Origin of the sequence: Enterobacter cloacae complex sp. IR5458 (assembly GCF_049238025.1) — a bacterium.
GTDB lineage: Bacteria > Pseudomonadota > Gammaproteobacteria > Enterobacterales > Enterobacteriaceae > Enterobacter > Enterobacter kobei.
In genome coordinates this window covers 1-25,400 of sequence record NZ_JBMKIF010000044.1, presented here as the reverse complement: position 1 = coordinate 25,400, position 25,400 = coordinate 1, and the positions used below count along the sequence as shown (strand labels likewise).

At 53.6% G+C, this 25,400-nt stretch carries 27 protein-coding genes and 1 other annotated feature; of the genes, 13 read left to right on the top strand and 14 right to left on the bottom strand.

Annotated features, from left to right (window positions below):
* Window positions 1-278 precede the first annotated feature (278 nt).
* From clpB to rluD, 3 genes are all read right to left on the bottom strand, one after another.
* Entirely contained in the window at window positions 279-2,852 is a 2,574-nt protein-coding gene (gene clpB / locus ACOTYN_RS23195; RefSeq protein WP_071922979.1) for an ATP-dependent chaperone ClpB, read from the bottom strand.
* A gap of 130 nt (window positions 2,853-2,982) precedes the next feature.
* Window positions 2,983-3,714 (bottom strand): purine nucleoside phosphorylase YfiH, encoded by a 732-nt coding sequence (gene yfiH / locus ACOTYN_RS23190; RefSeq protein WP_045269715.1) that lies wholly within the window; start codon window positions 3,712-3,714, stop codon window positions 2,983-2,985.
* A complete protein-coding gene (gene rluD / locus ACOTYN_RS23185) occupies window positions 3,711-4,691 on the bottom strand; it encodes a 23S rRNA pseudouridine(1911/1915/1917) synthase RluD (protein ID WP_014884864.1) in 981 nt (326 codons plus the stop codon). Before rluD ends, yfiH begins: the two co-directional genes overlap by 4 nt.
* A gap of 131 nt (window positions 4,692-4,822) precedes the next feature.
* Between rluD and bamD the strand changes: the two genes are divergently transcribed.
* The 4 genes from bamD (at window position 4,823) to pheA (ending at window position 7,589) form a co-directional block, all read left to right on the top strand.
* Entirely contained in the window at window positions 4,823-5,560 is a 738-nt protein-coding gene (bamD, locus tag ACOTYN_RS23180; protein ID WP_014884865.1) for an outer membrane protein assembly factor BamD, read from the top strand.
* Window positions 5,561-5,827: 267 nt separating this feature from the next.
* Window positions 5,828-6,169, top strand: a complete 342-nt coding sequence (gene raiA, locus ACOTYN_RS23175; RefSeq protein ID WP_014884866.1) for a ribosome-associated translation inhibitor RaiA — start codon at window positions 5,828-5,830, stop codon at window positions 6,167-6,169.
* A 103-nt stretch (window positions 6,170-6,272) separates the two neighbouring features.
* Window positions 6,273-6,398 (top strand) — a sequence feature (Phe leader region).
* A complete protein-coding gene (gene pheL / locus ACOTYN_RS23170; protein WP_100249759.1) occupies window positions 6,274-6,321 on the top strand; it encodes a pheA operon leader peptide PheL in 48 nt (15 codons plus the stop codon). (Overlaps the previous feature by 48 nt.)
* A gap of 30 nt (window positions 6,399-6,428) precedes the next feature.
* Entirely contained in the window at window positions 6,429-7,589 is a 1,161-nt protein-coding gene (pheA, locus tag ACOTYN_RS23165; RefSeq protein ID WP_047027843.1) for a bifunctional chorismate mutase/prephenate dehydratase, read from the top strand.
* Here the strand turns inward: pheA and ACOTYN_RS23160 are convergent.
* From ACOTYN_RS23160 to aroF, 3 genes are read right to left on the bottom strand one after another with little or no spacing between them, the layout of a single operon-like run.
* Window positions 7,586-8,458 carry an SMP-30/gluconolactonase/LRE family protein gene (locus ACOTYN_RS23160; protein ID WP_071922978.1) on the bottom strand — a complete coding sequence of 291 codons (873 nt, stop codon included), beginning with the start codon at window positions 8,456-8,458 and terminating at the stop codon, window positions 7,586-7,588. The two genes, pheA and ACOTYN_RS23160, sit on opposite strands and share 4 nt — an antisense overlap.
* A 60-nt stretch (window positions 8,459-8,518) precedes the next feature.
* Complete coding sequence (tyrA, locus tag ACOTYN_RS23155) at window positions 8,519-9,640, bottom strand: bifunctional chorismate mutase/prephenate dehydrogenase (protein ID WP_023337646.1); 1,122 nt, start codon at window positions 9,638-9,640, stop codon at window positions 8,519-8,521.
* A 10-nt stretch (window positions 9,641-9,650) separates the two neighbouring features.
* The gene (aroF, locus tag ACOTYN_RS23150; RefSeq protein ID WP_071922977.1) at window positions 9,651-10,721 is read right to left on the bottom strand and encodes a 3-deoxy-7-phosphoheptulonate synthase AroF; all 1,071 of its coding nucleotides are present in this window, start codon (window positions 10,719-10,721) and stop codon (window positions 9,651-9,653) included.
* Between the two features lie 214 nt (window positions 10,722-10,935).
* Between aroF and ACOTYN_RS23145 the strand changes: the two genes are divergently transcribed.
* The 4 genes from ACOTYN_RS23145 to ACOTYN_RS23130 all read left to right on the top strand — a co-directional run bounded on the left by ACOTYN_RS23145 (window position 10,936) and on the right by ACOTYN_RS23130 (window position 13,711).
* The gene (locus ACOTYN_RS23145) at window positions 10,936-11,310 is read left to right on the top strand and encodes a DUF2799 domain-containing protein (RefSeq protein WP_045281752.1); all 375 of its coding nucleotides are present in this window, start codon (window positions 10,936-10,938) and stop codon (window positions 11,308-11,310) included.
* A gap of 201 nt (window positions 11,311-11,511) precedes the next feature.
* Window positions 11,512-12,000, top strand: coding sequence for a YfiR family protein (locus ACOTYN_RS23140; RefSeq protein WP_072093817.1), 489 nt, complete (start codon window positions 11,512-11,514; stop codon window positions 11,998-12,000).
* Window positions 11,993-13,213 (top strand): diguanylate cyclase DgcN, encoded by a 1,221-nt coding sequence (dgcN, locus tag ACOTYN_RS23135; protein WP_071922976.1) that lies wholly within the window; start codon window positions 11,993-11,995, stop codon window positions 13,211-13,213. The genes ACOTYN_RS23140 and dgcN overlap by 8 nt, the downstream gene beginning before the upstream one ends.
* A 12-nt stretch (window positions 13,214-13,225) precedes the next feature.
* Window positions 13,226-13,711, top strand: coding sequence for an OmpA family protein (locus ACOTYN_RS23130; RefSeq protein WP_023331110.1), 486 nt, complete (start codon window positions 13,226-13,228; stop codon window positions 13,709-13,711).
* Window positions 13,712-13,713: 2 nt separating this feature from the next.
* Here the strand turns inward: ACOTYN_RS23130 and ACOTYN_RS23125 are convergent, their stop codons facing one another.
* The 7 genes from ACOTYN_RS23125 to ffh all read right to left on the bottom strand — a co-directional run bounded on the left by ACOTYN_RS23125 (window position 13,714) and on the right by ffh (window position 19,131).
* The gene (locus ACOTYN_RS23125) at window positions 13,714-15,084 is read right to left on the bottom strand and encodes a PepSY-associated TM helix domain-containing protein (protein ID WP_332959177.1); all 1,371 of its coding nucleotides are present in this window, start codon (window positions 15,082-15,084) and stop codon (window positions 13,714-13,716) included.
* A 38-nt stretch (window positions 15,085-15,122) separates the two neighbouring features.
* Window positions 15,123-15,527 carry a DUF2946 domain-containing protein gene (locus tag ACOTYN_RS23120; RefSeq protein ID WP_045281750.1) on the bottom strand — a complete coding sequence of 135 codons (405 nt, stop codon included), beginning with the start codon at window positions 15,525-15,527 and terminating at the stop codon, window positions 15,123-15,125.
* 132 nt (window positions 15,528-15,659) lie between these two features.
* On the bottom strand, window positions 15,660-16,007 hold the full coding sequence (gene rplS / locus ACOTYN_RS23115; protein ID WP_002914145.1) for a 50S ribosomal protein L19: 348 nt from the start codon (window positions 16,005-16,007) through the stop codon (window positions 15,660-15,662).
* 43 nt (window positions 16,008-16,050) lie between these two features.
* Window positions 16,051-16,818, bottom strand: coding sequence for a tRNA (guanosine(37)-N1)-methyltransferase TrmD (gene trmD, locus ACOTYN_RS23110; protein WP_014884877.1), 768 nt, complete (start codon window positions 16,816-16,818; stop codon window positions 16,051-16,053).
* Between the two features lie 31 nt (window positions 16,819-16,849).
* Window positions 16,850-17,389: a ribosome maturation factor RimM gene (gene rimM, locus ACOTYN_RS23105; RefSeq protein ID WP_003863136.1), complete on the bottom strand. Its 540-nt coding sequence runs from the start codon at window positions 17,387-17,389 to the stop codon at window positions 16,850-16,852.
* A gap of 15 nt (window positions 17,390-17,404) precedes the next feature.
* Window positions 17,405-17,653 (bottom strand): 30S ribosomal protein S16, encoded by a 249-nt coding sequence (gene rpsP, locus ACOTYN_RS23100; protein WP_003863133.1) that lies wholly within the window; start codon window positions 17,651-17,653, stop codon window positions 17,405-17,407.
* A 116-nt stretch (window positions 17,654-17,769) separates the two neighbouring features.
* Window positions 17,770-19,131, bottom strand: coding sequence for a signal recognition particle protein (ffh, locus tag ACOTYN_RS23095; RefSeq protein WP_014884878.1), 1,362 nt, complete (start codon window positions 19,129-19,131; stop codon window positions 17,770-17,772).
* Window positions 19,132-19,297: 166 nt separating this feature from the next.
* On the opposite strand from ffh, the gene ACOTYN_RS23090 reads away from it, so the two are divergent.
* Together ACOTYN_RS23090 and ACOTYN_RS23085 are read left to right on the top strand one after the other, a co-directional pair.
* Window positions 19,298-20,089 (top strand): cytochrome C assembly family protein, encoded by a 792-nt coding sequence (locus tag ACOTYN_RS23090; RefSeq protein WP_014884879.1) that lies wholly within the window; start codon window positions 19,298-19,300, stop codon window positions 20,087-20,089.
* Window positions 20,090-20,107: 18 nt separating this feature from the next.
* Complete coding sequence (locus tag ACOTYN_RS23085; protein ID WP_032629440.1) at window positions 20,108-21,394, top strand: HlyC/CorC family transporter; 1,287 nt, start codon at window positions 20,108-20,110, stop codon at window positions 21,392-21,394.
* Window positions 21,395-21,445: 51 nt separating this feature from the next.
* Here the strand turns inward: ACOTYN_RS23085 and grpE are convergent, their stop codons facing one another.
* Window positions 21,446-22,039, bottom strand: coding sequence for a nucleotide exchange factor GrpE (grpE, locus tag ACOTYN_RS23080; protein ID WP_014884881.1), 594 nt, complete (start codon window positions 22,037-22,039; stop codon window positions 21,446-21,448).
* A gap of 122 nt (window positions 22,040-22,161) precedes the next feature.
* Between grpE and nadK the strand changes: the two genes are divergently transcribed.
* From nadK to bamE, 3 genes are all read left to right on the top strand, one after another.
* Window positions 22,162-23,040: an NAD(+) kinase gene (nadK, locus tag ACOTYN_RS23075; RefSeq protein WP_008502500.1), complete on the top strand. Its 879-nt coding sequence runs from the start codon at window positions 22,162-22,164 to the stop codon at window positions 23,038-23,040.
* 85 nt (window positions 23,041-23,125) lie between these two features.
* Window positions 23,126-24,787, top strand: coding sequence for a DNA repair protein RecN (recN, locus tag ACOTYN_RS23070; RefSeq protein ID WP_014884882.1), 1,662 nt, complete (start codon window positions 23,126-23,128; stop codon window positions 24,785-24,787).
* Window positions 24,788-24,925: 138 nt separating this feature from the next.
* Window positions 24,926-25,264 (top strand): outer membrane protein assembly factor BamE, encoded by a 339-nt coding sequence (gene bamE / locus ACOTYN_RS23065; RefSeq protein WP_014884883.1) that lies wholly within the window; start codon window positions 24,926-24,928, stop codon window positions 25,262-25,264.
* Window positions 25,265-25,400: the final 136 nt, after the last annotated feature.

Genomic DNA, 25,400 nt, shown 5'->3' with positions numbered 1-25,400 from the left:
GCGGCTTTCGCTCACCGTTGCGAGGTGGCGTATATTACGCTTTCCTCTTTCAGAGTCAAGCGTTTATTTTGCTTTTCTCTGCTGACCCGGCGGCGTGTGTGCCGTTGTTCCGTGTCAGTGGAGGCGCATTATAGGGAGTAATTCCGAACCTGCAAGGATAAAGTGAAAATTATTTACTGACTGCTCACTTTCCAGGCAAAACACTTCCCAGACCTCAATTCTCGCCTGGTTTTTAAACAAAAACGAGCCGCAAGCGGCTCGTTTTTGCGTTTTGTGACTTACTGCACTGCCACAATACGATCGTCGTTGGCTTCCAGACGGATAACTTTGCCCGGAATCAGCTCCCCGGACAGGATCTGCTGCGCCAGCGGGTTTTCGATCTGCTGCTGGATAGTACGTTTCAACGGACGCGCACCATACACCGGATCATAACCGTTCTCGCTCAGCAGTTTCAGCGCATCGTCAGAGATGTGAATTTCATATCCACGCTCTTCCAGACGTTTGTACAGACGCTGCAGCTGGATCTGCGCAATCGACGCAATGTGTTTCTCACCCAGAGGATGGAACACCACCACTTCATCAATACGGTTGATGAACTCTGGACGGAAGCTATGGCTGACAACCCCCATAACCAGATCCTTCATATGGCCGTAGTCCAGCTCACCGAAACGTTCCTGAATCAAATCAGAACCCAGGTTCGATGTCATAATGACGACAGTATTACGGAAGTCGACCGTTCTCCCCTGCCCGTCAGTCAGACGGCCATCATCCAGCACCTGAAGCAGAATGTTGAACACATCCGGGTGCGCTTTTTCCACCTCATCCAGCAGAATGACGGAATAAGGACGGCGACGCACCGCTTCTGTCAGATAGCCACCTTCTTCATAACCGACATATCCTGGAGGCGCCCCGACCAGACGCGAGACGGAGTGTTTTTCCATAAACTCGGACATGTCGATGCGCACCATCGCATCGTCGCTATCGAACATAAAGTTAGCCAGCGCTTTGCACAGCTCGGTCTTACCGACACCGGTCGGCCCCAGGAACAGGAACGAACCAATCGGGCGATTAGGATCGGACAGCCCCGCACGGCTACGGCGGATGGCATTGGAGACGGCCTCAACCGCCTCGTCCTGACCGATCACGCGCTGATGCAGATCCTGCTCCATACGCAGCAGTTTATCGCGTTCGCTTTCCATCATGCGCGCCACCGGAATACCGGTCCAGCGAGCCAGCACTTCCGCAATTTCTGCATCCGTCACTTTATTACGTAACAGACGCATGGTTTTGCCTTCCGACTGCGTGGCGATCTCAAGCTGTTTTTCCAGCTCAGGGATTTTGCCGTACTGCAACTCGGACATTCGCGCCAGATCGCCCACACGGCGAGCCTGTTCGATGGCAATTTTCGCCTGCTCAAGTTCCGCTTTAATGGTCTGCGTGCCAGACAGTGAAGCTTTCTCGGCTTTCCACTCTTCTTCCAGCTCAGAATACTGACGCTCTTTGTCGTCCAGTTCTTCGTTGAGCATATCGAGGCGTTTCTTACTGGCTTCATCAGACTCTTTCTTCAGCGCCTGCTGTTCCAGCTTGAGCTGAATGATACGACGGTCGAGCCTGTCCAGCTCTTCCGGTTTCGAGTCAATCTGCATACGAATGCTCGACGCCGCTTCATCAATCAGGTCGATCGCTTTATCCGGCAACTGACGGTCAGCAATATAACGGTGCGAAAGCGTCGCCGCCGCCACAATCGCCGGGTCGGTGATTTGCACATGGTGATGCAGCTCATAACGTTCTTTCAGACCACGCAAAATCGCGATGGTATCTTCAACGCTTGGCTCGGCAACAAACACTTTCTGGAAACGACGTTCCAGAGCAGCATCTTTCTCAATGTACTGGCGGTACTCATCCAGCGTCGTGGCGCCAACGCAATGCAGTTCACCACGTGCCAGGGCTGGTTTCAGCATGTTCCCGGCATCCATCGCGCCGTCGGCCTTACCGGCCCCCACCATGGTGTGCAGTTCGTCAATAAACAGAATGACGTTGCCTTCCTGTTTAGCCAGGTCGTTAAGCACACCTTTCAGACGCTCTTCAAACTCACCGCGGTATTTCGCCCCGGCCACCAGCGCCCCCATATCCAGTGCCAGCACGCGGCGACCTTTCAGCCCTTCCGGCACTTCACCGTTTACGATACGCTGCGCCAGCCCTTCAACAATGGCGGTTTTACCCACACCGGGCTCACCAATCAGAACCGGGTTGTTCTTGGTACGACGCTGCAATACCTGAATCGTACGGCGGATCTCTTCGTCACGGCCGATGACCGGGTCAAGTTTGCCCTGCTCAGCACGTTCGGTCAGATCGACCGTAAATTTCTTCAAAGCCTGACGTTGGTCTTCGGCTCCCTGATCGTTCACGCTTTCACCTCCGCGCATTTTCTCAATCGCCTGAGTCACATTGGCGGTGGTTGCACCGGCAGATTTCAGCAGGTCGGTTAAGGTACCGCGTGATTCAAGCGCCGCCAGAACAAACAGCTCTGACGAAATAAAGTTGTCCCCACGTTTTTGCGCCAGCTTGTCGCAAAGGTTCAGCACGCGCACCAGATCCTGAGACGGCTGAACATCACCGCCGGTACCTTCTACCTGCGGTAAACGGCTCAGTGCCTGATCGATAGCGGTGCGTAACTGGCCAGCATTAATGCCAGCAGACGTTAATAAAGGACGTACCGATCCCCCTTCCTGATTCAGCAAGGCGCTCATTAAATGAAGAGGTTCGATGAATTGGTTGTCGTGCCCCAGCGCGAGCGACTGGGCATCGGCAAGAGCAAGCTGGAATTTATTAGTAAGACGATCCAGACGCATAACTCCTCCCATAAACAGGTCAAATTTGCTACTGGAGATTAAATGAGGTCATCCCTCAATTATTCAAGGTTAATGATCTGAATTATGTGAAAAGAAAACGGCACGTTCCGGATCGTCTTGATTCTTTAGGTTATATCAGCCAAATAAAACTTGCCATACGACCCGTAGTCTTGTCGCGGCGATAAGAGAAAAAATCACCCTTTTCGGTGAAAGTACAGCGATCTCCGCCGAAGATCTGCGTGACACCGACGCTATTCAGGCGCTGACGGGCAAGCTGGTAAATATCTGCCAGATATTTTTCACCGGAAGGCTGAAAAGCCTCAGCGGCTTGCGGATCTTTTTCCATGAATGCTTCGCGAACTTCCGGCCCCACTTCAAAAGCACGAGGGCCAATCGCCGGACCCAGCCAGGCCATGATATTGGCGGAATCATCGTTAAAGCAGGCGACGGTCTCTTCCAGCACGCCCTCACACAATCCACGCCAGCCTGCATGCGCGGCAGCCACTTCAGTACCTGCCCGGTTACAGAACAAAACCGGCAGACAATCGGCGGTCATAACGGCACAAACCGTGCCCGGAGTATTGCTGTAAGAGGCGTCTGCGCGTTTAGAAGCGTAAGGTTCTCCCGTCAGCTTCAGCACCGCTTTACCATGAACCTGTTCCAGCCAGACCGGTTTCGAGGGCAGATTCCCCGCTGCAAACAGACGCCTGCGGTTCTCTTCTACGTGCTCCAGGTTATCGCCACAGTGTGCGCCGAGATTCAACGACTCCCACGCGCCCTGGCTGACTCCGCCAGTACGGGTTGAGCTGCAGGCGGCCACGCCTTCAGGTAGTGGCCACTCCGGGACAATCAGTTTGGTCATAACCAGTCCACATGGTCCTTATGTTCTTCGAAATCAGCACGCATGGCGTCAATCAGTTCCACCATATCCTGTGGGAGAGGCGCATGCCACTCCATCTGAATACCGGTGATGGGATGATAGAGACGCAGCATGGTCGCGTGAAGCGCCTGACGATCGAACTTGCGCAGTACGCTGATGAACTCATCCGATGCGCCTTTTGGCGGACGCGGACGACCGCCGTATACCTGATCCCCCACCAGCGGATGGGTGATGTGGGCCATATGAACACGGATCTGGTGCGTACGACCGGTTTCCAGGCGCAGGCGCAGGCGCGTATGAATACGGAAGTGCTCCATAATGCGATAGTGCGTCACCGCTGGTTTCCCCATCGGGTGCACCGACATATGAGTGCGTTTGGTCGGGTGACGGCTAATCGGTTCTTCTACCGTGCCGCCAGCGGTCATGTGGCCAATGGCTACCGCTTCGTATTCACGGGTAATTTCACGCAGCTGCAGTGATTCCACCAGACGGGTCTGAGCAGGAACGGTCTTTGCCACGACCATCAGACCGGTGGTGTCTTTATCCAGACGGTGAACGATACCCGCGCGCGGGACGTCAGCAATCGGTGGATAGTAATGGAGAAGTGCATTAAGTACCGTACCGTCAGGGTTCCCCGCCCCCGGATGAACAACCAGGTCGCGCGGCTTGTTGATTACCAGAATGTCATCATCTTCATAGACGATGTCCAGTGGGATATCCTGCGGCTCGAAGCGGATTTCCTCTTCGATTTCAGCATTGATGGCAACAGCTTCCCCACCAAACACTTTCTCTTTTGGTTTGTCCCAGATCTTGCCGTTTACCAGCACGCGCTGGTCAAGGATCCATTCTTTTATGCGTGAACGCGAATAATCAGGGAACAATTCGGCCAAAGCCTGATCTAAGCGTTGACCGAGCTGATTTTCGGAGACTGTTGCGGTGAGTTCTACTCGTTGTGCCATAAACTGCTTCTTTGTTTAACGTTGGGTTTTACGGCTTTGCCGTTTAATATAGTGTGCTATTGTAGCTGGTCTTAATCGGGAGCAGGAACAGAGTTTCTCCCGGACAAACATTTGAGGAAAGTCAAAACGTCATGACGCGCATGAAATATCTGGTGGCAGCGGCCACGTTGAGCCTGGCTTTGGTGGGCTGCTCCGGTTCGAATGAACAGGTCCCTGACAATCCGCCGAATGAAATCTATGCGACTGCACAACAAAAGTTGCAGGACGGTAACTGGAAACAGGCGATAACGCAACTGGAAGCGTTGGATAATCGCTATCCATTTGGTCCGTATTCGCAGCAGGTACAGTTAGATCTTATCTACGCCTACTACAAAAATGCCGACCTGCCGCTGGCTCAGGCAACTATCGATCGTTTCATGCGTCTGAATCCGACTCATCCTAACATCGATTACGTCATGTATATGCGCGGTCTGACCAACATGGCGCTGGATGACAGTGCTCTGCAGGGCTTCTTCGGCGTGGATCGTTCCGATCGTGATCCCCAGCATGCGCGTGATGCCTTCAATGACTTCTCCAAACTGGTGCGCGGCTATCCAAACAGTCAGTACGTGACCGACGCGACCAAACGTCTGGTGTTCCTGAAAGATCGCCTGGCGAAGTATGAATACTCCGTTGCGGAATACTATACCCGCCGTGGCGCATGGGTTGCCGTGGTTAACCGCGTAGAAGGTATGCTGCGTGATTACCCGGATACTCAGGCAACGCGTGACGGCCTGAAGCTGATGGAAAATGCTTACCGTCAGATGCAGATGACCACTCAGGCTGAAAAAGTGGCGAAAATTATCGCCGCGAATAGCAGCAACACCTGATAGTGCTTCAATGCAAAACGGCAGCCCGAAGGCTGCCGTTTTTGTATCCATTTCTGATATTCGCTGAAGCGCTTTACCTCAACTCATCCCGTCAACTATGACCGCAATTTTTGCCTTCCACAAGGTAAATCTCACCTCTTCCTGCCCTGCCTCACAAAAAAGATTCCCTGACAAAAACCGACAAAATAACGTGATCTAAATCACACATTTTGACATTAGGTCGGGTATGCTGGAATCACCAAGACGGAAAGACAAGAGGTAAAATTTATGACAATGAACATTACCAGTAAACAAATGGAAATTACTCCGGCAATTCGCCAGCACGTCGCAGACCGTCTCGCCAAACTGGATAAATGGCAAACTCACCTGATTAACCCGCATATCATTCTGTCTAAGGAGCCACAGGGTTTCATCGCTGACGCAACTATCAATACTCCAAACGGCCATCTGGTCGCCAGCGCAAAACATGAAGATATGTACACGGCTATTAACGATTTGATCAACAAGCTGGAACGGCAGCTCAATAAAGTGCAACACAAAGGTGAAGCCCGTCGCGCCGCATCCTCGGTGAAAGACGCCAGCTTCGCGGAAGAAGTTGAAGAAGAGTAATCCTTTAAATTGAGTGTACCGCCAACGCGCCTTCGGGCGCGTTTTTTATTGACAGGGTGAAAACAGTACAGGTACTTTAACGGTATCAATCACAGGATGATGTTATGAAACTTACGCCGTTCTTCTTCGCATTCTTTTTTACCTTCCCCTGACCGGGAGGCGTTTCGTCGTGTGATAAAGAATGCGAAGACGAACAACAAGGCCTCCCACACCGGGGGGCCTTTTTTATTGATAACGATAAAATGAGACAGGCGACACTATGACACCGGAAAACCCGTTACTGGACCTGCGCGTAAAAATCAGCGCGCTGGATGAGAAATTACTGGCACTGCTGGCCGAACGTCGCATGCTCGCCGTTGAAGTAGGGAAAGCCAAACTGGACTCCCATCGTCCGGTACGTGATATTGACCGCGAACGCGATCTGCTGGAACGTCTGATCCAGCTCGGCAAAGCGCACCACCTCGATGCCCATTACATCACCCGGTTGTTCCAGCTCATCATTGAAGACTCCGTTCTCACTCAGCAAGCGCTGCTCCAGCAGCATCTGAACAAAACTAACCCGCATTCTGCGCGTATCGCCTTCCTCGGCCCGAAAGGCTCTTACTCTCACCTGGCCGCACGTCAATATGCCGCTCGCCATTTCGAAGAATTTATTGAGAGCGGCTGCGCAAAATTTGCCGATATCTTTAACCAGGTCGAGACCGGCCAGGCGGATTACGCCGTCGTGCCCATTGAAAACACCAGTTCGGGTGCCATCAACGACGTTTACGATTTGCTGCAGCACACCAGCCTGTCGCTGGTTGGCGAGCTGACGATCCCTATCGATCACTGCGTGCTGGTCTCCGGCTCAACCGATCTGAGCAAGATAGAAACCGTCTACAGTCATCCCCAGCCGTTCCAGCAGTGCAGCCAGTTCCTGAACCGCTATCCGAGCTGGAAAATCGAGTACACCGAAAGCACCTCCGCGGCAATGGAAAAAGTGGCGCAGGCTAACTCGCCAGCCGTCGCTGCACTCGGTAGCGAGGCGGGTGGCGCGTTGTATGGCTTACAGGTGCTGGAGCGCAACCTGGCAAACCAGACGCAAAATATTACCCGTTTCGTGGTGCTGGCGCGCAAGTCCATCAATGTGTCAGACCAGGTACCAGCGAAAACCACGCTGCTGATGGCGACCGGACAACAGGCGGGTGCACTGGTTGAAGCCCTGCTGGTGCTGCGCAACCACAACCTGATCATGACCAAACTGGAATCGCGTCCAATTCACGGTAACCCGTGGGAAGAGATGTTTTATCTCGATATCCAGGCCAACCTGGAGTCTGCCTCCATGCAGAAGGCCCTGCGTGAACTGGGTGAGATTACCCGTTCCATGAAAGTGCTGGGCTGCTATCCGAGCGAAAACGTCGTGCCTGTCGATCCAAGCTAACGTTCGATAAAGCGACTTTTCTTCATCCCTGCCACATTTACGGGCAGGGTGAAGATGGCGCCGGAGAGCGGATACTCAGCCACCTCTTCTGCATCCATATTTTCCCGCGTGGTCGTAATGAACAGCGTTTTCATATCATCGCCGCCAAAGCAGACCATCGTCGGGCAACGTACAGGCAAGCGATACTCTTCCAGCTGCTCCCCTTGCGGTGAAAAACGCGCGATACGCCAGCCGTCAAACAGTGCGCTCCAGTAGCAGCCTTCCACATCGACTGCCGCGCCGTCCGGTATCCCTTCGCCCTCTTTAAACTGACGAAAGATCTCGCGTCTGCCGGGTTCACCCTGCTCATCAACCGGAGTGCGATAGATCACCCCATTGGGCGTATCGGAGGTATACATCCACCGCTTATCCGGACTAAACGCTAAGCCGTTATGCCCGTGAATATCACACTGGATTACTTTCGGTGTCAGATCGTTGTCGATACGCATCAGCAACGCGCCGTTGTAATCCCCCGGCCCCCAGAACGTCCCCGCATAGAAACGCCCCATACTGTCGGTTCCCCCGTCATTAAAACGCGCCAGCTGTGGGTTAGAGGGGTTATCGCACACCTTACGCTGCAGGAGGCCATGCTTATCGGCAAGCCAGATGCCATTGCGCATGGCCACGATAAACCCGCCGCGTTCACGCAACGCAAAACAGCCCACTTCCTCATGGAAAGAGAGCACGGTGTGTTCTGCCTTTGGCAGATGATATCGGTGGATTTCGCCTTCCAGGATATCGGCCCAGTAGAGCGCATGCTCTTCAGCGCTCCATGTCGGACATTCAGGCAGGTGCCCGGTGTAATTCAACATCAGCTGCGGTTCAGCCATGACAGTTCCCCAAAATGAAAAAAGCCAGCAATGCTGGCTTTCAGTATATACATCATCGGATTACTGGCGACTGTCATTTGCCTGGCGCAACAGCGTGCGGCTCTCGCTCTGGAAACGCGTGGCGTAATCACCGAACCAATGCTCCACTTTACGGAAACTGTCGATAAACGCCTGCTTGTCGCCATGCTCCAGCAGCGTAATGGCTTCGCCAAAGCGCTGATAGTAACGTTTGATCAGTGCCAGGTTATTTTCGGACGACATAATAATGTCGGCGTAAAGCTGGGGATCCTGCGCAAACAGACGTCCAACCATCGCCAGTTCCAGACGATAGATCGGTGATGAGAGCGCCAGCAGCTGTTCAAGCTGCACGTTCTCTTCCGCCAGATGCAGACCGTAGGCAAAGGTCGCAAAGTGGCGCAGTGCCTGAATAAACGCCATGTTCTGATCGTGCTCAACCGCGCTGATGCGGTGCAGTCGTGCGCCCCATACCTGAATCTGTTCGAGGAACCACTGATAGGCTTCCGGCTGACGCCCGTCGCAGTAAACCACCACTTGCTTCGCCAGGCTGCCGCTGTCCGGGCCAAACATCGGGTGCAGACCCAGTACCGGACCCGTATGCGCGGCCAGCATTGCCTGCAGCGGACCATTTTTGACAGAAGCAAGGTCCACCAGGATGCAATCCTGCGGTAAAGGCGGAAGTTTTCCGATGATCTGCTCCGTCACGTGGATCGGCACGCTGACGATAACCATTCCCGCGTCTTTCATCAGTTCTGGCGCCTGGGCCCAGTCCTCTTTCTCCAGAATGCGCACCTGGTAGCCAGAAAGCGTCAGCATTTTTTCAAACAGACGCCCCATCTGCCCGCCGCCGCCGACAATCACCACCGGACGCAGGGACGGACAGAGGGTTTTGAAGCCTTTGTCGTTTTCGCTGGAATAGGATTCGCGCATTACGCGACGCAGCACATCTTCAATCAAATCCGGCGAAACACCCAGCGACTGGGCCTCTTTACGACGGGAAGCCAGCATTGAGGCTTCGCGCTCCGGAACGTAAATCGGCAGGCCGTATTTACTTTTTACTTCACCGACTTCAGCAACCAGTGCCATACGGCGCGCCAGCAGATCCAGCAGCGCCTTGTCCACTTCATCAATTTGATCGCGTAATGCGGTCAATTCAGCAACCATAGCTAACCTCTTAAGCCAGACGCGTCGCCAGCTGGCCATTTAAATCTTTATGGATCTCTCGCAGCAGCGCATCGGTGGTTTCCCAGCTGATGCAGGCATCCGTCACGGAGACGCCGTGCTTCATCGCACTGCGCGGTTGTTCAGATGACTGATTACCTTCATGAATGTTGCTCTCAATCATCAGACCGATAATCGAACGGTTGCCGTCTTTGATCTGTGCGACCACGGATTCGGCAACCGCGGGCTGGCGACGATAATCTTTATTCGAATTACCATGACTGCAATCTACCATCAGTGCCGGGCGCAGTCCCGCCTGCTCCATCTCTTTTTCACACTGCGCCACATCTGCCGGGCTGTAGTTTGGCGCTTTACCGCCGCGCAGGATCACATGACCGTCCGGGTTACCCTGAGTTTGCAGGAGGCACACCTGGCCCGCCTGGTTGATACCCACAAAACGATGCGGCATTGCGGCGGCGCGCATAGCGTTGATCGCCGTCGCCAGACTACCATCGGTACCGTTTTTAAAACCAACCGGCATCGACAGACCAGACGCCATCTCGCGGTGGGTTTGCGATTCCGTCGTCCGCGCACCAATCGCAGACCAGCTGAACAGATCGCCCAGGTATTGCGGGCTGTTCGGATCAAGCGCTTCGGTTGCCAGCGGCAGCCCCATGCTAACCAGCTCCACCAGCAGGCGACGCGCAATCTTCAGCCCTGCTTCCACATCAAACGAGCCATCCATGTGCGGATCGTTAATCAACCCTTTCCAGCCAACGGTCGTGCGTGGCTTCTCAAAATAGACGCGCATCACCAGATAGAGGCTATCGCTGACCTCCTCCGCTAATACTTTAAAGCGATGAGCGTACTCAATGGCGGTTTCAAGATCGTGAATAGAGCAAGGACCACAGACCACCAGCAGGCGCGGATCGCGACCAGCGATAATGTCAGAAATGGTCTGGCGAGAGTGCTCAATTTGAGCCTCCTGCGCGGCACTCAGCGGGAATGCTGCTTTCAGTTGATCCGGGGTAATTAAAACCTGTTCGTCAGTGATATGTACGTTGTTCAGCGCGTCTTTTTGCATGATGGCGATCCTGTAATGCTCGTTTGCGATAGTTGTTATCCTCGATGAGGTGAAGCAACGATACCACAACAAGTAAAGATTTCAATCCAAAATCCGTAAATATTAATTTACAGAAGCTCATTATTAGCAAAAAACAGCCGTTAAATACGTAAACTTTAAATTACACTCCGCTTTTCTTCCGCCAGGCTATGCTGAAGAAAAAAGGAGAATCGCTATGCGCTCAATTGCTCTGGTGCTGTTGTTGCTGTTTTTATCGGGCTGCCAGATTAATCCTTACACTTTTCAGCCCCACTGGACGAGTCCGGACTGGTTCAGTGCCGGAAAAGAAGACGCGATGAATGGCCTGCCGGTTAAAGATAACCAGACCCTGGCCGATAGTTTTAATGACTCTCATGTTGATCGTAGCGAATATCTCCGCGGCTACGCTGATGGTCAGAAGAAAGTATGCGAAGAGGGTTTTATTCATGCCTGGGGATTAGCGGGCAAATCTTATCCAGCCAGTTGTGATAGTGTTGAAAATGCTGTGAAACTCCGTGCGTCATGGCAAAAAGGAATGGACGAAAGTATGCGTTCCAGCAGACTTAATTAAGTCTGTGTTTATCCCCTGGAAAATAAACCAATGTAGGATTTAGCTTAGGTCAGCCGAAGGCTATTTCTGACATAATGACGGCTCAGACAAACAATGGTATTCTGCCCGCATCTCTTAAGGACATCTATTTCCGGAGCGGTACGGCGGATTCTGGTGAGAAATTCATACTTGATCTCTTTGTTCCGACTCACTCTGGTGTTAATGCTGTTTCTTATGGTGGGCCCGGCGACGGCAGGCGCGCTCACGGAGACGGATAAATCGGTACGTTCGATTGTCTCGGGGATTGTGAGCTATACGCGATGGCCGTCACTTTCCGGACAGCCCAGGCTTTGCATTTATGCCACCTCTCACTACACGCACGCACTCAGCGGCAATGAAGGGCATACCGAGTTACCCTACACTCCCGTTATTGTCCGTAACGATCGGGAAGCCCTGGACGCGACGTGCGATGCTGTTTATTTCGGGTCTGAACCGCCGGCAAAACAACTTGAATTAATAAGTCAATATCAGGGCAGAGCATTGCTATTAATCTCAGAGCAAAATCCGGAATGTGTTATTGGCAGTGCTTTTTGCCTGATAATCGAACGTGGCCAGGTGCGGTTTTCCGTCAATCTGGATGCATTGTCGCGCAGTGGTGTCAGGGTCAATCCCGATGTATTAATGCTTGCACGGAATAAGCAGCATGGATAAAGATTTCACCTCGACGCCACGCCCAACGTTTAAAAGAACGCTGAGGCGAAACAGCATGATAAGCGTCATCATCACGATGACGCTTATATGGCTGTTACTCTGTTTTGCTTCCGTCGTGACGTTAAAACAATACGCGCAAAAGAATCTCGAATTAACCGGCGCCACCATGAGCCACAGTCTTGAAGCCTCTCTGGTTTTCAACGATTCGTTGGCCGCCAACGAAACCCTCGCAGCCCTGGGTAAGCAGGGGCAGTTTGCCGTAGCAGAAGTCATTAACGTACACAAAAAGCGTTTTGCATACTGGTCCTGGAATTCGAAGGATAATAACGACACGCTGGGGGCGTTGGTCAGCCGCTGGCTTTTCCCTGTACCGATTGCACAGCCAATCATGCATAACGGTTCGATGATCGGCGAAATTCGCCTTACCGCGCGTGACAGCCTGATTAGCCACTTCATCTGGATGTCGTTTGCCGTTCTTACCGGCTGTATTCTTTTTGCCACCGTCGTCGCGATCGCCATTACCCACTCTCTGCATCACGGCATGGTCACGGCCCTGCAAAACATCACCGATGTGGTGCATGACGTCCGTACAAACCGTAATTTCTCCCGACGGGTGAAAGATGGGCGTATCGAAGAATTTCACCAGTTTGGTGAAGACTTCAACAGCCTCCTGGATGAGATGGAGGAGTGGCAGCTTAAGCTTCAGGCGAAAAATGCCCAACTATTGCGTACCGCCATGCACGATCCGCTCACCGGCCTTGCTAACCGCGCAGCGTTTCGTAACAGCATTGCGGCACTGATGAACGACCCTTCGGCGAGAATAAATTCGGCCCTGCTCTTCCTTGATGGTGATAATTTTAAGTTTATCAATGACACCTGGGGACACGCGGCAGGAGACTGCGTGCTGATTGAAGTCGCCAGCAGGATGGTGGAATTTGGCGATAAGCGCCATCAGTCCTATCGCCTTGGCGGTGACGAATTTGCCATGGTGCTGTACGGCGTTCATTCTGAGCTTGAAGTTCAACACATTTGTGCTGCGTTATCGCAGCAGTTTATCCGTCCGTTTGATCTGCATAACGGACAAAAAGCATCGATGTCACTCAGCATTGGCTTTGCTCTGGCGTGGGAAAATGCGTCCGTTGAAGCATTACTGGAGAAAGCCGACCGCAATATGTACCAGGTCAAAAACCAGCGTACAAAAACAATAAGTTAGAAAGGATATACTATGTTAAAACGATACTTCGCGCCGTTAGTCCTGGCCTCACTGGTTCTGGCAGGCTGTCAGTCGCCGCCTGAAGGTAAATTCACGCCAGAACAAATTGCAGCGATGAAGTCCTACGGTTTTAACGAACTGAACGGCGACTGGTCCCTGGGGTTATCGGATACCATTCTGTTTGATAAAAATGACGCCAGACTCCGCTCCGAAAGTGAAACCCAGATCCAATCCATGGCCTCTCGTCTGGCGAAAACCGGCCTGAATCACGCTCGAATGGATGGGCATACGGATAATTACGGCGAAGAAAGTTACAACGAAGCGCTGTCGTTAAAACGAGCCAATGCCGTTGCCGACGCATGGGCGAAGGGAGCGAATATCCCGCGCGAGAATCTCACCACCCGGGGATTAGGCAAAAAATACCCGATTGCGAGCAACAGTACCGCGCAAGGGCGCGCTGAAAACCGCCGGGTGTCAGTGGTTATCAGCACGCCATAGGGCTATTTAGCGGATGATTCGGCGAGCGACACGCCTGTTGCCGCTCGCCAGCGTAGCCAGTCGATCAGAATAAACAGCGCCAGACTCACCCCCATCACGGGCAAAGCCAGCCCCAGCAGCACGCTGATGATGAGCGTAACACCTCTTCCCCATCCTGACAGCGCCAGCCAGCTCTGACAAAGCGTTTGTACCGGATTGACTGCCGATTGTGCCGGGCGACGCATCCACCACATCCGGTACCCCCAGATAATAAGCACGCACAGGGCAAGCCCGAAGGCAACGAGCAGCAGCTGGTTCACCAGCCCGAATAAAATCCCCATATGGAAATCTACGCCCCAGCGGGTCAGTTTTGCCATTAGCGGGAAATCCTCAAATCGGGTTCTGTCCAGAACCTGCATCGTACCGGGATCAACCGCAACTGCATCCACCTGAGTTGGCCAGCTGCGATCGATTTCCGTCACGGTCCAGGCACGGTCCGCCGTTTTCGCCGGGCGGATCTCAAGCTTGCTGGCATCAATCCCCGCTTTACGCGCCGCGCGTAATACGCCATCAAATTGCGTCAGATCCCTCACCATTTCAGGCATCATCATGCCGGCATGGTGACCGCGATGCTCCGCGTGTTCGTCCATCATGGCAGGCGCACCTGAAAGCGCGGTGTTCACCTGAGGCGTAAGCCAGTTCATTTGTGCCCGGAGTTTATCGACGTTTCCGCCCGCCCACTGCGACCACGTCAGGCCGGTTGCTGAGAACAGCAGCATTCCGCCCAGCAGGATCCAGCCTAATGTCACATGCACACGACGACGGCTCTGGAAGCGGTTGTTAATTCGCCGTTTCGGTCGGGTATAAAACCACAGGGCAATACCGCCCAATCCGGCAACCCACATCCACGACGCGGCCAGTTCGCTATAGAGACGCCCGATATCACCCAGCATCAAAGAGGTATGCAAATAATCAATGGTCTGGCGCAGCGGTAAAATCCCGCTAGTGCCGTACACCGTCATATCCCCCAGCACCGCCAGATTTATCGGATCGAGAAAGATAGCCCGGTTTTCCGATGGCCCCAGCGTCGGGTCAGCAAACATCACGCGGCTGGTTTCGCCTTCAACCAGCCCCGGACGAACGGCGTGCAAACGCAAATCTGAACCCACGATTTTTTCCGCCACGGCAATTTGGTTCGCCAGCGGCTGCGGCTCGCCTGCGGAATCGGTGTGGAGCGCGTGCCGATAGAGGATATTTTCCAGCTGTGGCGTCGCCACATACAGCGTACCGGTTAACGCAGCGAAGAAGATAAACGGGCCAACAAACAGCCCGATGTAGAAATGGAGGCGACGCAGCAGGTTTCCCCATGCCTCGCGAGGTGTGCAGGTAGTCATACTTTTCCTTTTTAAGGCAAAAAGTTATCGATATTTTTTTAAAGGGAGAAAGCAGACTGCCGCGGCGGCGCGCGGGTATCGGGGTAAAGCCAGGGGAAAAAGTGCCAGTGGCTGACCGCCTGACGCGGCGGCTTAAGGCGAAGCCGTTGCAGCACCACGCAGAGCAGGACGATCAGCGCCAGCATCATGCCAGGTACATGCGCTAACAGCACGCAGTAACCGCACGCTTCCGCATGGTCGACAGGCATCGTATGCGGCGTATCGCCATGATGCGCGTCCATCGACATCATGCTCATGTCATGATGCATGCCCGGCATGGCACTCATGGGATCTTTCTGCAAGGAGACGGAGATAAGCGGCGCTACCACGATCAGCAGGATCGCAAACAGCGCGGTCAAGGCCGCTGCGCGTTTCCAGGTGTGCTGATGCAGTACGTTGCCCACTTTCCCTCCATTCAAGAGGCAAGCATTGTAAATGATTTATGACAAAAGGGTTAATGCGAGAGGTGCGATGAGATAAAAAAAGGGCCGGCCTTTCGGCCAGCCCTTTCTAACAGGATGTCGCTTAAGCGAATCTTAGTTCAGACGCTCTTTAATACGAGCAGACTTACCAGTACGCTCACGCAGGTAGTACAGTTTAGCTTTACGTACAGCACCACGACGTTTAACAGCAATGCTGTCAACTACCGGAGAGTGAGTCTGGAAGACACGCTCAACGCCTTCGCCGTTGGAAATTTTACGAACAGTGAATGCAGAGTGCAGACCGCGGTTACGAATAGCGATAACCACGCCCTCGAATGCCTGCAGACGTTTTTTGGAACCTTCAACAACCCATACTTTCACTTCCACGGTGTCACCTGGACGGAAGGAAGGTACGTCCTGCTTCATCTGCTCTTGTTCAAGTTGCTTAATAATGTTGCTCATAATTTAATCTCTTATCCTGGGTAAACTGATATTCGGGAGCGTATTACGCCTTCCCATCATGTTCATGCTGCTGGTTCGCGTGTTCAGTTTTGAACTCGGCCAGCAACTTTGCTTGCTCTTCAGTCAGAGCCAGGTTTTCCAGAAGTTCAGGTCTTCTAAGCCAGGTTCGGCCCAGCGACTGCTTCAAACGCCAGCGACGTATCTCGGCATGGTTTCCAGACAGTAACACCGCCGGGACTTCCATCCCTTCTAACACTTCAGGACGAGTATAGTGTGGGCAGTCCAGCAACCCATCGGCAAAGGAATCTTCCGTTGCCGAAGCTTCATGGCCCAGTACACCCGGAATGAACCGGGCAACGGAGTCAATCAGCGTCATCGCTGGTAACTCACCACCGCTGAGAACGTAATCGCCGATAGACCATTCTTCGTCAATCTCGGTTTGAATTACGCGCTCATCTATCCCTTCGTAGCGACCACAGACCAGAATCAGCTTTTGATTCGTCGCCAGTTCGCTCACGCCCGCTTGATCAAGCTTGCGTCCCTGAGGTGACAGATAAATCACCTTTGCGCCTTCACCTGCCGCGGCTTTTGCTGTGTGAATGGCATCCCGCAAGGGTTGTACCATCATCAACATCCCCGGTCCGCCGCCGTAAGGACGATCGTCCACGGTACGGTGCCGGTCATGCGTGAAGTCACGAGGACTCCAGCTCTGGATGCTCAGCAGGCCATTCTTTACTGCCCGGCCAGTTACCCCGTAATCGGTAATCGCGCGGAACATTTCAGGAAACAGGCTAATTATGCCAATCCACATAGCGCCGTCTTTTACCGTTTATCCGGAGAATTTAAAAACCAGGATCCCAATCTACTTCAATGGTTTGAGTAGTGAGATCGACTTTCTTGATAACCTGTCCATCGAGGAACGGGACCAACCGCTCCTTGATGCCAAATGCATCTTTCAGGTTTGCCTTAATGACGAGAACGTCATTTGACCCGGTTTCCATCATATCGATGACTTTTCCCAGGCTATAGCCTTCGGTAGTGACTACCTGGCAACCCATAAGGTCTTTCCAGTAGTAGTCGCCCTCTTCCAGCTGCGGCAACTGCGACGAATCCACGACAATTTCACAATTAGTCAGCGCATTCGCGGCATCACGATCGTCAATGCCTTTCAGCTTGATGATGATGTCCTGATTGTGGTGACGCCAGCTTTCCAGCTCGACCTCTTCCCACTTACCGGCTTTCTGGATAAACCAGGGCTGGTAATCAAAAATGCTATCAGCGTCTTCAGTGGAGGAAAACACTCTGAGCCAACCACGGATACCGTAGCAAGAACCCATTTTTCCCAATACGATCGGTTCAACAGGTGCTTTATTGCTCATCATGACCACCGTGACAGATTAAGCTGCTTTGTTTGCTGCTTTGATCAGCGTAGCAACGCGATCGGAAACAGTAGCGCCCTGGCCAACCCAGTGAGCGATACGATCCAGATCCAGACGAGTTTCTTCTTCTGCGCCAGCGGCCAGTGGGTTGAAGAAACCAACGCGCTCGATGAAGCGACCGTTGCGTGCATTACGGCTGTCAGTGACAACAACCTGGTAGAACGGACGCTTTTTAGCGCCGTGACGAGCTAAACGAATAGTTACCATAACATCCTCTTGTGTGAATAAAACAACCGGGCCCCATCGAGGAACGGAGCCCGGGTGTCATATTAAAAGCCCGAAAATTTTACTCATTTTCGGGCAAAAAGCAATCTCAAAAGCGATTATCGCCCAGGAAAGCCGGGTGGCATCATGCCTTTCATCCCGCGCATCATCTTCGCCATGCCGCCTTTCTTCATTTTCTTCATCATGCGCTGCATGTCGTCGAACTGTTTCAGAAGGCGGTTAACGTCCTGCACCTGCATGCCGCAACCGGCTGCGATACGGCGTTTACGGGAACCTTTGATGATGTCCGGGTTAGCGCGTTCTTTCAACGTCATCGAGTTAATGATCGCCTCCATACGCACCAGCACTTTGTCATCCATCTGCGCTTTCACGTTGTCTGGGATCTGCCCCATGCCCGGCAGTTTGCCCATCAGGCTGGCCATGCCGCCCATGTTTTTCATCTGGCGCAGCTGCTCAAGGAAGTCGGTCAGATCGAAACCGTCGCCTTTTTTCAGCTTGCTGGCGAGTTTTTCCGCCTGCGCACGGTCAACCTTGCTCTCGATATCTTCAATCAGCGACAGCACGTCGCCCATGCCGAGGATACGGGAGGCAATACGATCCGGGTGGAACGGCTCCAGCGCTTCGGTTTTCTCGCCAACCCCAAGGAATTTAATCGGCTTACCGGTGATGTGGCGAATCGAGAGCGCCGCACCGCCGCGGGCGTCGCCGTCCACTTTGGTCAGCACCACGCCGGTTAACGGCAGCGCTTCGTTAAACGCTTTCGCGGTATTCGCCGCATCCTGACCGGTCATGGCGTCGACAACAAACAGGGTCTCTACCGGGTTGATAGAGGCATGCACCTGCTTGATCTCATCCATCATCGCTTCGTCAACGTGCAGACGACCGGCGGTATCCACCAGCAGCACGTCGTAGAATTTCAGCTTCGCCTCTTTCAGCGCGGCGTTAACGATGTCGACAGGCTTCTGGGCCACGTCTGACGGGAAGAAATCCACACCAACCTGCTCGGCCAGGGTTTCCAACTGTTTGATCGCCGCCGGGCGATAGACGTCCGCAGAGACCACCAGCACTTTCTTCTTGTGCTTCTCACGCAGGAATTTACCCAGCTTACCGACGCTGGTCGTTTTACCCGCCCCCTGCAGGCCCGCCATCAGCACCACGGCCGGTGGCTGAGCCGCCAGGTTAAGCACCTGGTTCTCTTCGCCCATCGCCGAAACCAGTTCGTTACGAACGATTTTGACGAACTCCTGACCCGGGGTCAGGCTCTTGTTAACTTCATGACCAACCGCCTTCTCTTTAACGCGGTTGATAAAATCACGAACAACCGGCAACGCGACGTCTGCTTCCAGCAGCGCCATGCGCACTTCGCGCAGCGTTTCCTTGATGTTCTCTTCAGTAAGGCGTCCGCGGCCGCTGATGTTGCGCAGCGTGCGCGACAAACGATCGGTTAAATTATCAAACATTGTCTCTCGCCTGAGTAGAAACGTTGGGCCGCATTGAGCGACACATACACAGAATTTTGCCGGAGTATAACATGAAGGCGTCTTTGTTGTTATGCAACGGTTGGAGCAGGCGTCACGTAACGTTATACTGCTTCTCTTTCTTATTAAGACAACTGTCGATGCCTATATGCCTGTTTTCGCACTGATCGCCCTTGTTGCCTACTCTGTCAGCCTCGCGCTGATCGTTCCCGGACTGCTGCAAAAAAACAGCGGCTGGCGGCGCATGGCTATTCTTTCCGCGGTGATCGCACTGATAAGCCACGCGTTTGCGCTGGAATCACGTATCATCCCCGGCGACGGCAGCGTGCAAAACCTGAGCGTCCTCAACGTCGGCTCGCTGGTCAGTTTGATGATCTGTACGGTAATGACCATCGTGGCGTCTAAAAATCGCGGCTGGCTGCTGCTACCGATTGTCTATACCTTCGCGCTGATCAATCTGGCCTTAGCCACCTTTATGCCCAATGAATTCATTACGCATCTGGAAGCAACCCCGGGGATGCTGGTGCATATCGGCCTGTCGCTGTTTGCCTACGCGACGTTGATCATCGCTGCGCTTTACGCCATGCAGCTCGCCTGGATTGACTACCAGTTGAAAAACAAAAAGCTGGCGTTTAACCATGAAATGCCGCCGTTGATGGTCATTGAGCGTAAGATGTTCCACATCACCCAGGTCGGGGTGGTGCTGCTGACGCTCACGCTCTGCACAGGCCTGTTCTACATGAAGAACCTGTTCAGCGTGGAGAATATCGATAAAGCGGTGCTCTCCATCATCGCGTGGTTTGTCTATATTGTCCTGTTATGGGGCCATTATCATGAAGGCTGGCGCGGTCGCCGCGTGGTCTGGTTCAACGTCGCGGGGGCGGGCATTCTCACCCTTGCCTATTTTGGCAGCCGCTTCATACAGCAATTTGCTGGCTAAGAAACAAAGGAGTTCCCCCTGGAACACATCTCTACCACCACGCTGATCGTTATCCTGATCGTCATGGTGGTCATCTCCGCCTATTTCTCCGGCTCGGAAACCGGCATGATGACCCTAAACCGCTACCGGTTACGTCATCGTGCCAAACAGGGTAACCGTGCCGCACGTCGCGTTGAAAAACTGCTCCGCAAGCCGGATCAACTGATAAGCCTGGTGCTCATCGGTAACAACCTCGTCAATATTCTTGCCTCTGCTCTGGGCACCATCGTCGGTATGCGCCTGTACGGCAACGCCGGGGTCGCTATCGCCACCGGCGTGCTGACGTTTGTGGTACTGGTGTTTGCTGAAGTGCTGCCTAAGACCATCGCCGCGCTTTACCCGGAGAAAGTCGCCTACCCGAGCAGCTTCCTGCTGGCACCGCTGCAAATCCTGATGATGCCGCTGGTCTGGTTGCTGAATATGGTGACGCGCGTACTGATGCGGATGGTGGGCATCAAAGCCGATGTCACCATCAGCAGCGCGCTCAGCAAAGAGGAACTGCGCACCATCGTGCACGAATCCCGCACGCAGATTTCCCGGCGCAATCAGGACATGCTCCTGTCGGTGCTGGATCTGGAAAAAGTGAGCGTGAACGACATCATGGTGCCGCGGAACGAAATCGTCGGTATCGACATCAACGATGACTGGAAAGCCATCGTCCGCCAGCTGACGCACTCCCCGCACGGGCGCATCGTGCTCTATCGCGACTCGCTGGATGATGCCATCAGCATGCTGCGCGTGCGTGAAGCGTATCGTCTGATGACCGAGAAAAAAGAGTTCACCAAAGAGGTTATGCTGCGCGCCGCCGACGAAATTTACTATGTGCCGGAAGGAACACCGCTCAGCACGCAGCTGGTTAAATTCCAGCGCAACAAGAAAAAAGTCGGCCTGGTCGTCAATGAATACGGCGACATTCAGGGACTGGTGACGGTCGAAGATATTCTGGAAGAGATAGTCGGCGACTTTACTACGTCAATGTCGCCTTCCCTCGCGGAAGAGGTCACCCCGCAAAACGACGGTTCAGTGCTGATTGACGGGAGCGCGAACATTCGCGAACTCAATAAAGCCTTTAACTGGCATTTGCCGGAAGATGAAGCGCGTACGATTAACGGGATGATTCTGGAAGCGCTGGAGGAGATCCCGGCGGCAGGCACGCGGGTGCGCATTGAGCAGTACGATATTGATATCCTGGACGTGCAGGACAATATGATTAAGCAGGTGAAGGTTCTGCCCGTCACGCCGCTTCGGGAAAGTATTGCCGAATAAAATGTAGGCCGGGTAAGGCGAACGCCGCCACCCGGCACTACAGATAGCAAATTACGCTTTCGCTTTCGCCACGGTCACCATCGCAGCGCGAATGGTACGGCCGTTCAGGGTATACCCTTTCTGCATCACGCCCAGCACTTTACCGGCTTCAATCTCTTCAGATTCGACCATCGCAATCGCCTGGTGGACGTTTGGATCCAGCGGAACGTTGGTATCGGCAATCACTTCCACGCCAAACTTACGCACCACGTCGAGCATGGATTTCAGCGTCAGTTCGATACCTTCGATCATCGCCGCATTGTCCGGGTTCGCTTTATCAGCCACTTCCAGGGCGCGATCGAGGCTATCAATCACCGGCAGCAGTTCGTTGACGAATTTCTCCAGCGCGAATTTATGCGCCTTCTCAACGTCCTGCTCGGTACGACGACGCAGGTTTTCCATTTCCGCCTTAATGCGCAGAACACTTTCGCGTTCGCGATTCTGTGCTTCTACCAGTTGGGCTTCCAGATTCGCAATTTTTTCATCGCGCGGGTCCACCTGCTCAGCAGATGCGTCTGGCTCTACTGCCTCAACTTCATCGTGCTGTTCCGTGATAATTTCTTCAGGGGCTTGCCCCTCAGGCGTTTTCTGTTCTTTACTACTCATGAATTTCTCCGCGTTTTTCTGCATTCATCTCGCTAACTTCGCTTATTATGGGGATCAGTTTCCTGGATTCAAGGGAACAAGAGAGATTGTCATCATTCATCAGGCACAAGGACCTCCAGAAAATGAATAATCATTTCAGGTGTATTGGGATCGTCGGGCATCCGCGTCACCCTACCGCATTGACGACACATGAAATGTTGTATCGCTGGTTGTGTAGCAAAGGCTATGAAGTGATGGTCGAGCAGCAGATTGCGCAGGAGCTGCAGCTCAAGAGCGTCAAAACCGGCACGCTGGCTGAGATTGGTCAACAGGCCGATCTCGCCGTGGTGGTGGGCGGTGACGGAAACATGCTCGGTGCCGCACGCACGCTGGCGCGCTATGATATCAAGGTTATCGGCATCAACCGAGGCAATCTCGGCTTTTTAACCGATCTCGATCCGGACAACGCGCAACAGCAACTGGCTGACGTGCTGGAAGGTCACTATATCAGCGAAAAGCGCTTCTTACTGGAAGCGCAGGTGTGCCAGCAGGACTGCCAGAAGCGCATCAGCACCGCGATTAACGAGGTCGTACTTCACCCCGGTAAAGTGGCGCATATGATTGAGTTCGAAGTCTATATCGACGAAATCTTTGCCTTCTCGCAGCGCTCTGACGGGCTGATTATCTCCACTCCAACCGGCTCAACCGCCTACTCACTTTCTGCGGGTGGCCCCATTCTGACGCCCTCGCTGGATGCCATTACCCTGGTGCCAATGTTCCCGCACACGCTCTCCGCCCGCCCGTTGGTCATCAACGGTGACAGCACGATACGTCTGCGCTTCTCACACCGCCGTAACGACCTGGAGATCAGCTGCGACAGCCAGATTGCGCTGCCGATCCAGGAAGGTGAAGATGTTCTCATTCGCCGATGCGATTACCACCTGAACCTGATTCACCCGAAAGATTACAGCTATTTCAACACATTAAGCTCGAAGCTCGGCTGGTCAAAAAAATTGTTCTGATTTTACATCCAGGACTTTACTGTATAAAAAACCAGTTTATACTGTATGAAAACACAGTCATGGTTTTTCATACAGGAAAACAATTATGCTGGCACAACTGACCATCAGCAACTTTGCCATAGTTCGTGAGCTTGAGATCGATTTCCACAGCGGCATGACGGCGATCACCGGGGAAACCGGTGCGGGTAAATCCATTGCCATTGATGCCCTCGGCTTGTGCCTTGGCGGCCGCGCCGAGGGAGACATGGTGCGCAGGGGCGCAAACCGCGCCGACCTGTGCGCCCGCTTCTCCCTGAAAGACACGCCTGCCGCCCAGCGCTGGCTCGAACAGAACCAGCTTGAAGATGGGCGTGAGTGTTTACTTCGCCGCGTGATCAGCAGCGACGGCCGTTCCCGTGGTTTTATCAACGGCACGGCGGTCCCCCTCTCTCAGCTTCGCGAACTCGGCCAGCTGCTTATTCAGATCCACGGTCAGCACGCGCATCAGCAGTTAGTCAAACCAGAACAGCAGAAAGCATTGCTTGATGGCTATGCGGGTGAGTACGCGCTTACTCAGCTCATGGCAGAACACTACCGTCTGTGGCATCAGAGCTGCCGGGAGCTGGCTCAGCATCAGCAGCAAAGCCAGGAGCGCGCCGCGCGTGCGGAGCTGCTGGCGTACCAGCTTAAGGAGCTGAACGAATTCAATCCGCAGGCGGGTGAGTTTGAGCAAATCGACGAGGAGTACAAGCGCCTCGCCAACAGTGGCCACCTGCTCTCAACCAGCCAGAATGCGCTCAATATGCTCGCTGATGGCGAAGACGCGAACCTGCAGAGCCAGCTCTATAGCGTTCGTCAGCTAATCACCGAGCTGGCAGGCATGGACAGCAAACTCTCTGGCGTACTGGATATGCTGGAAGAGGCCGCGATTCAAATCTCAGAAGCCAGTGACGAACTGCGCCACTACTGTGAGCGTCTGGATCTCGACCCGAACCGTCTGTTTGAACTGGAACAGCGCATCTCCCGTCAGATCGCCCTGGCGCGTAAGCACCATGTTACGCCGGAAGAGCTCCCGGGCTACTATCAGGCTCTGCTGGAAGAGCAGCAGCAGCTTGACGATCAGGCTGACTCGCAGGAAACCCTTTCTCTGGCGGTGAACCTGCATCATGAACAGGCGCTGGCCACAGCGCAAAAGCTGCATGAAATCCGTCAGCATTACGCTCAGGAACTCAGCCAGCACATCACCGACAGCATGCATACGCTGGCAATGCCGCACGGCGTATTCACCATTGATGTTCGCTTTGAAGAGCATCACCTGACGGCGGAAGGTGCGGATCGCATTGAGTTCCGTGTCACCACCAACCCGGGCCAACCACTACAGGCTATCTCCAAAGTCGCCTCCGGCGGCGAGCTGTCGCGTATTGCGCTGGCGATTCAGGTTATTACCGCGCGTAAAATGGAAACCCCGGCGCTGATTTTCGATGAGGTGGATGTCGGGATCAGCGGTCCAACGGCGGCGGTTGTCGGCAAACTGCTGCGTCAGTTAGGCGAATCAACGCAGGTGATGTGCGTCACTCACCTGCCGCAGGTTGCGGGCTGTGGTCATCATCACTTTATTGTCAGCAAAGAAACCGATGGCGAAATGACGGAAACGCACATGATGCCGCTCGATAAACGTGCACGTCTGCAGGAGCTGGCACGCCTGCTCGGCGGCAGTGAAGTCACGCGTAATACGCTCGCGAACGCGAAAGAACTGCTGGCGGCATAAACTTTTTCGGGATCTCAGGGTCATAGAGAACAACAAAAACGCCGCCAGACCGGTTTCAAAGTGGGGCAAGGTCTATTATCATCGGCATATTACATATGAGCCGCGTTCTGCTCGGGCCCGAAAAGGAATCAAATCACTATGCGTTGTAAAATGCTGACCGCTGCCGCAGCGGTTCTTCTGATGTTGACCGCAGGCTGTTCCACTCTGGAGAAAGTGGTTTACCGTCCTGACATCAACCAGGGGAACTACCTTACCCCTAACGATGTGTCCAAAATCCGTGTGGGGATGACACAACAGCAGGTCGCTTATGCACTGGGAACCCCGATGATGTCCGATCCGTTCGGCACTAACACCTGGTTCTATGTATTCCGTCAGCAGCCAGGCCACGAAGATGTGACCCAGCAGACCCTGACGCTGACTTTCAGCAGCGCCGGTGTGTTGACCAACATCGACAACAAACCTGCCCTGACAAAATAATCAGGCGTCAGAAATGCAAAAAGGTGCTCAATGAGCACCTTTTTTGTATCTGAATTCTTACGCAGAGTCGTAGCCCCGGTAAGCGCAGTGTATGACCGGATACATAGGTGACAGATCAGACCGGGAACATAGGTAA

What these genes read in the sequence shown, in the direction of transcription:
- clpB (WP_071922979.1), bottom strand. Translation starts at nt 2,852, where the DNA reads ATGCGTCTGGATCGTCTTACTAATAAATTCCAGCTTGCTCTTGCCGAT.
- yfiH (WP_045269715.1), bottom strand. Translation starts at nt 3,714, where the DNA reads ATGACCAAACTGATTGTCCCGGAGTGGCCACTACCTGAAGGCGTGGCC.
- rluD (WP_014884864.1), bottom strand. Translation starts at nt 4,691, where the DNA reads ATGGCACAACGAGTAGAACTCACCGCAACAGTCTCCGAAAATCAGCTC.
- bamD (WP_014884865.1), top strand. Translation starts at nt 4,823, where the DNA reads ATGACGCGCATGAAATATCTGGTGGCAGCGGCCACGTTGAGCCTGGCT.
- raiA (WP_014884866.1), top strand. Translation starts at nt 5,828, where the DNA reads ATGACAATGAACATTACCAGTAAACAAATGGAAATTACTCCGGCAATT.
- pheA (WP_047027843.1), top strand. Translation starts at nt 6,429, where the DNA reads ATGACACCGGAAAACCCGTTACTGGACCTGCGCGTAAAAATCAGCGCG.
- ACOTYN_RS23160 (WP_071922978.1), bottom strand. Translation starts at nt 8,458, where the DNA reads ATGGCTGAACCGCAGCTGATGTTGAATTACACCGGGCACCTGCCTGAA.
- tyrA (WP_023337646.1), bottom strand. Translation starts at nt 9,640, where the DNA reads ATGGTTGCTGAATTGACCGCATTACGCGATCAAATTGATGAAGTGGAC.
- aroF (WP_071922977.1), bottom strand. Translation starts at nt 10,721, where the DNA reads ATGCAAAAAGACGCGCTGAACAACGTACATATCACTGACGAACAGGTT.
- ACOTYN_RS23145 (WP_045281752.1), top strand. Translation starts at nt 10,936, where the DNA reads ATGCGCTCAATTGCTCTGGTGCTGTTGTTGCTGTTTTTATCGGGCTGC.
- ACOTYN_RS23140 (WP_072093817.1), top strand. Translation starts at nt 11,512, where the DNA reads ATGCTGTTTCTTATGGTGGGCCCGGCGACGGCAGGCGCGCTCACGGAG.
- dgcN (WP_071922976.1), top strand. Translation starts at nt 11,993, where the DNA reads ATGGATAAAGATTTCACCTCGACGCCACGCCCAACGTTTAAAAGAACG.
- ACOTYN_RS23130 (WP_023331110.1), top strand. Translation starts at nt 13,226, where the DNA reads ATGTTAAAACGATACTTCGCGCCGTTAGTCCTGGCCTCACTGGTTCTG.
- ACOTYN_RS23125 (WP_332959177.1), bottom strand. Translation starts at nt 15,084, where the DNA reads ATGACTACCTGCACACCTCGCGAGGCATGGGGAAACCTGCTGCGTCGC.
- rplS (WP_002914145.1), bottom strand. Translation starts at nt 16,007, where the DNA reads ATGAGCAACATTATTAAGCAACTTGAACAAGAGCAGATGAAGCAGGAC.
- trmD (WP_014884877.1), bottom strand. Translation starts at nt 16,818, where the DNA reads ATGTGGATTGGCATAATTAGCCTGTTTCCTGAAATGTTCCGCGCGATT.
- rimM (WP_003863136.1), bottom strand. Translation starts at nt 17,389, where the DNA reads ATGATGAGCAATAAAGCACCTGTTGAACCGATCGTATTGGGAAAAATG.
- rpsP (WP_003863133.1), bottom strand. Translation starts at nt 17,653, where the DNA reads ATGGTAACTATTCGTTTAGCTCGTCACGGCGCTAAAAAGCGTCCGTTC.
- ffh (WP_014884878.1), bottom strand. Translation starts at nt 19,131, where the DNA reads ATGTTTGATAATTTAACCGATCGTTTGTCGCGCACGCTGCGCAACATC.
- ACOTYN_RS23090 (WP_014884879.1), top strand. Translation starts at nt 19,298, where the DNA reads ATGCCTGTTTTCGCACTGATCGCCCTTGTTGCCTACTCTGTCAGCCTC.
- grpE (WP_014884881.1), bottom strand. Translation starts at nt 22,039, where the DNA reads ATGAGTAGTAAAGAACAGAAAACGCCTGAGGGGCAAGCCCCTGAAGAA.
- nadK (WP_008502500.1), top strand. Translation starts at nt 22,162, where the DNA reads ATGAATAATCATTTCAGGTGTATTGGGATCGTCGGGCATCCGCGTCAC.
- recN (WP_014884882.1), top strand. Translation starts at nt 23,126, where the DNA reads ATGCTGGCACAACTGACCATCAGCAACTTTGCCATAGTTCGTGAGCTT.
- bamE (WP_014884883.1), top strand. Translation starts at nt 24,926, where the DNA reads ATGCGTTGTAAAATGCTGACCGCTGCCGCAGCGGTTCTTCTGATGTTG.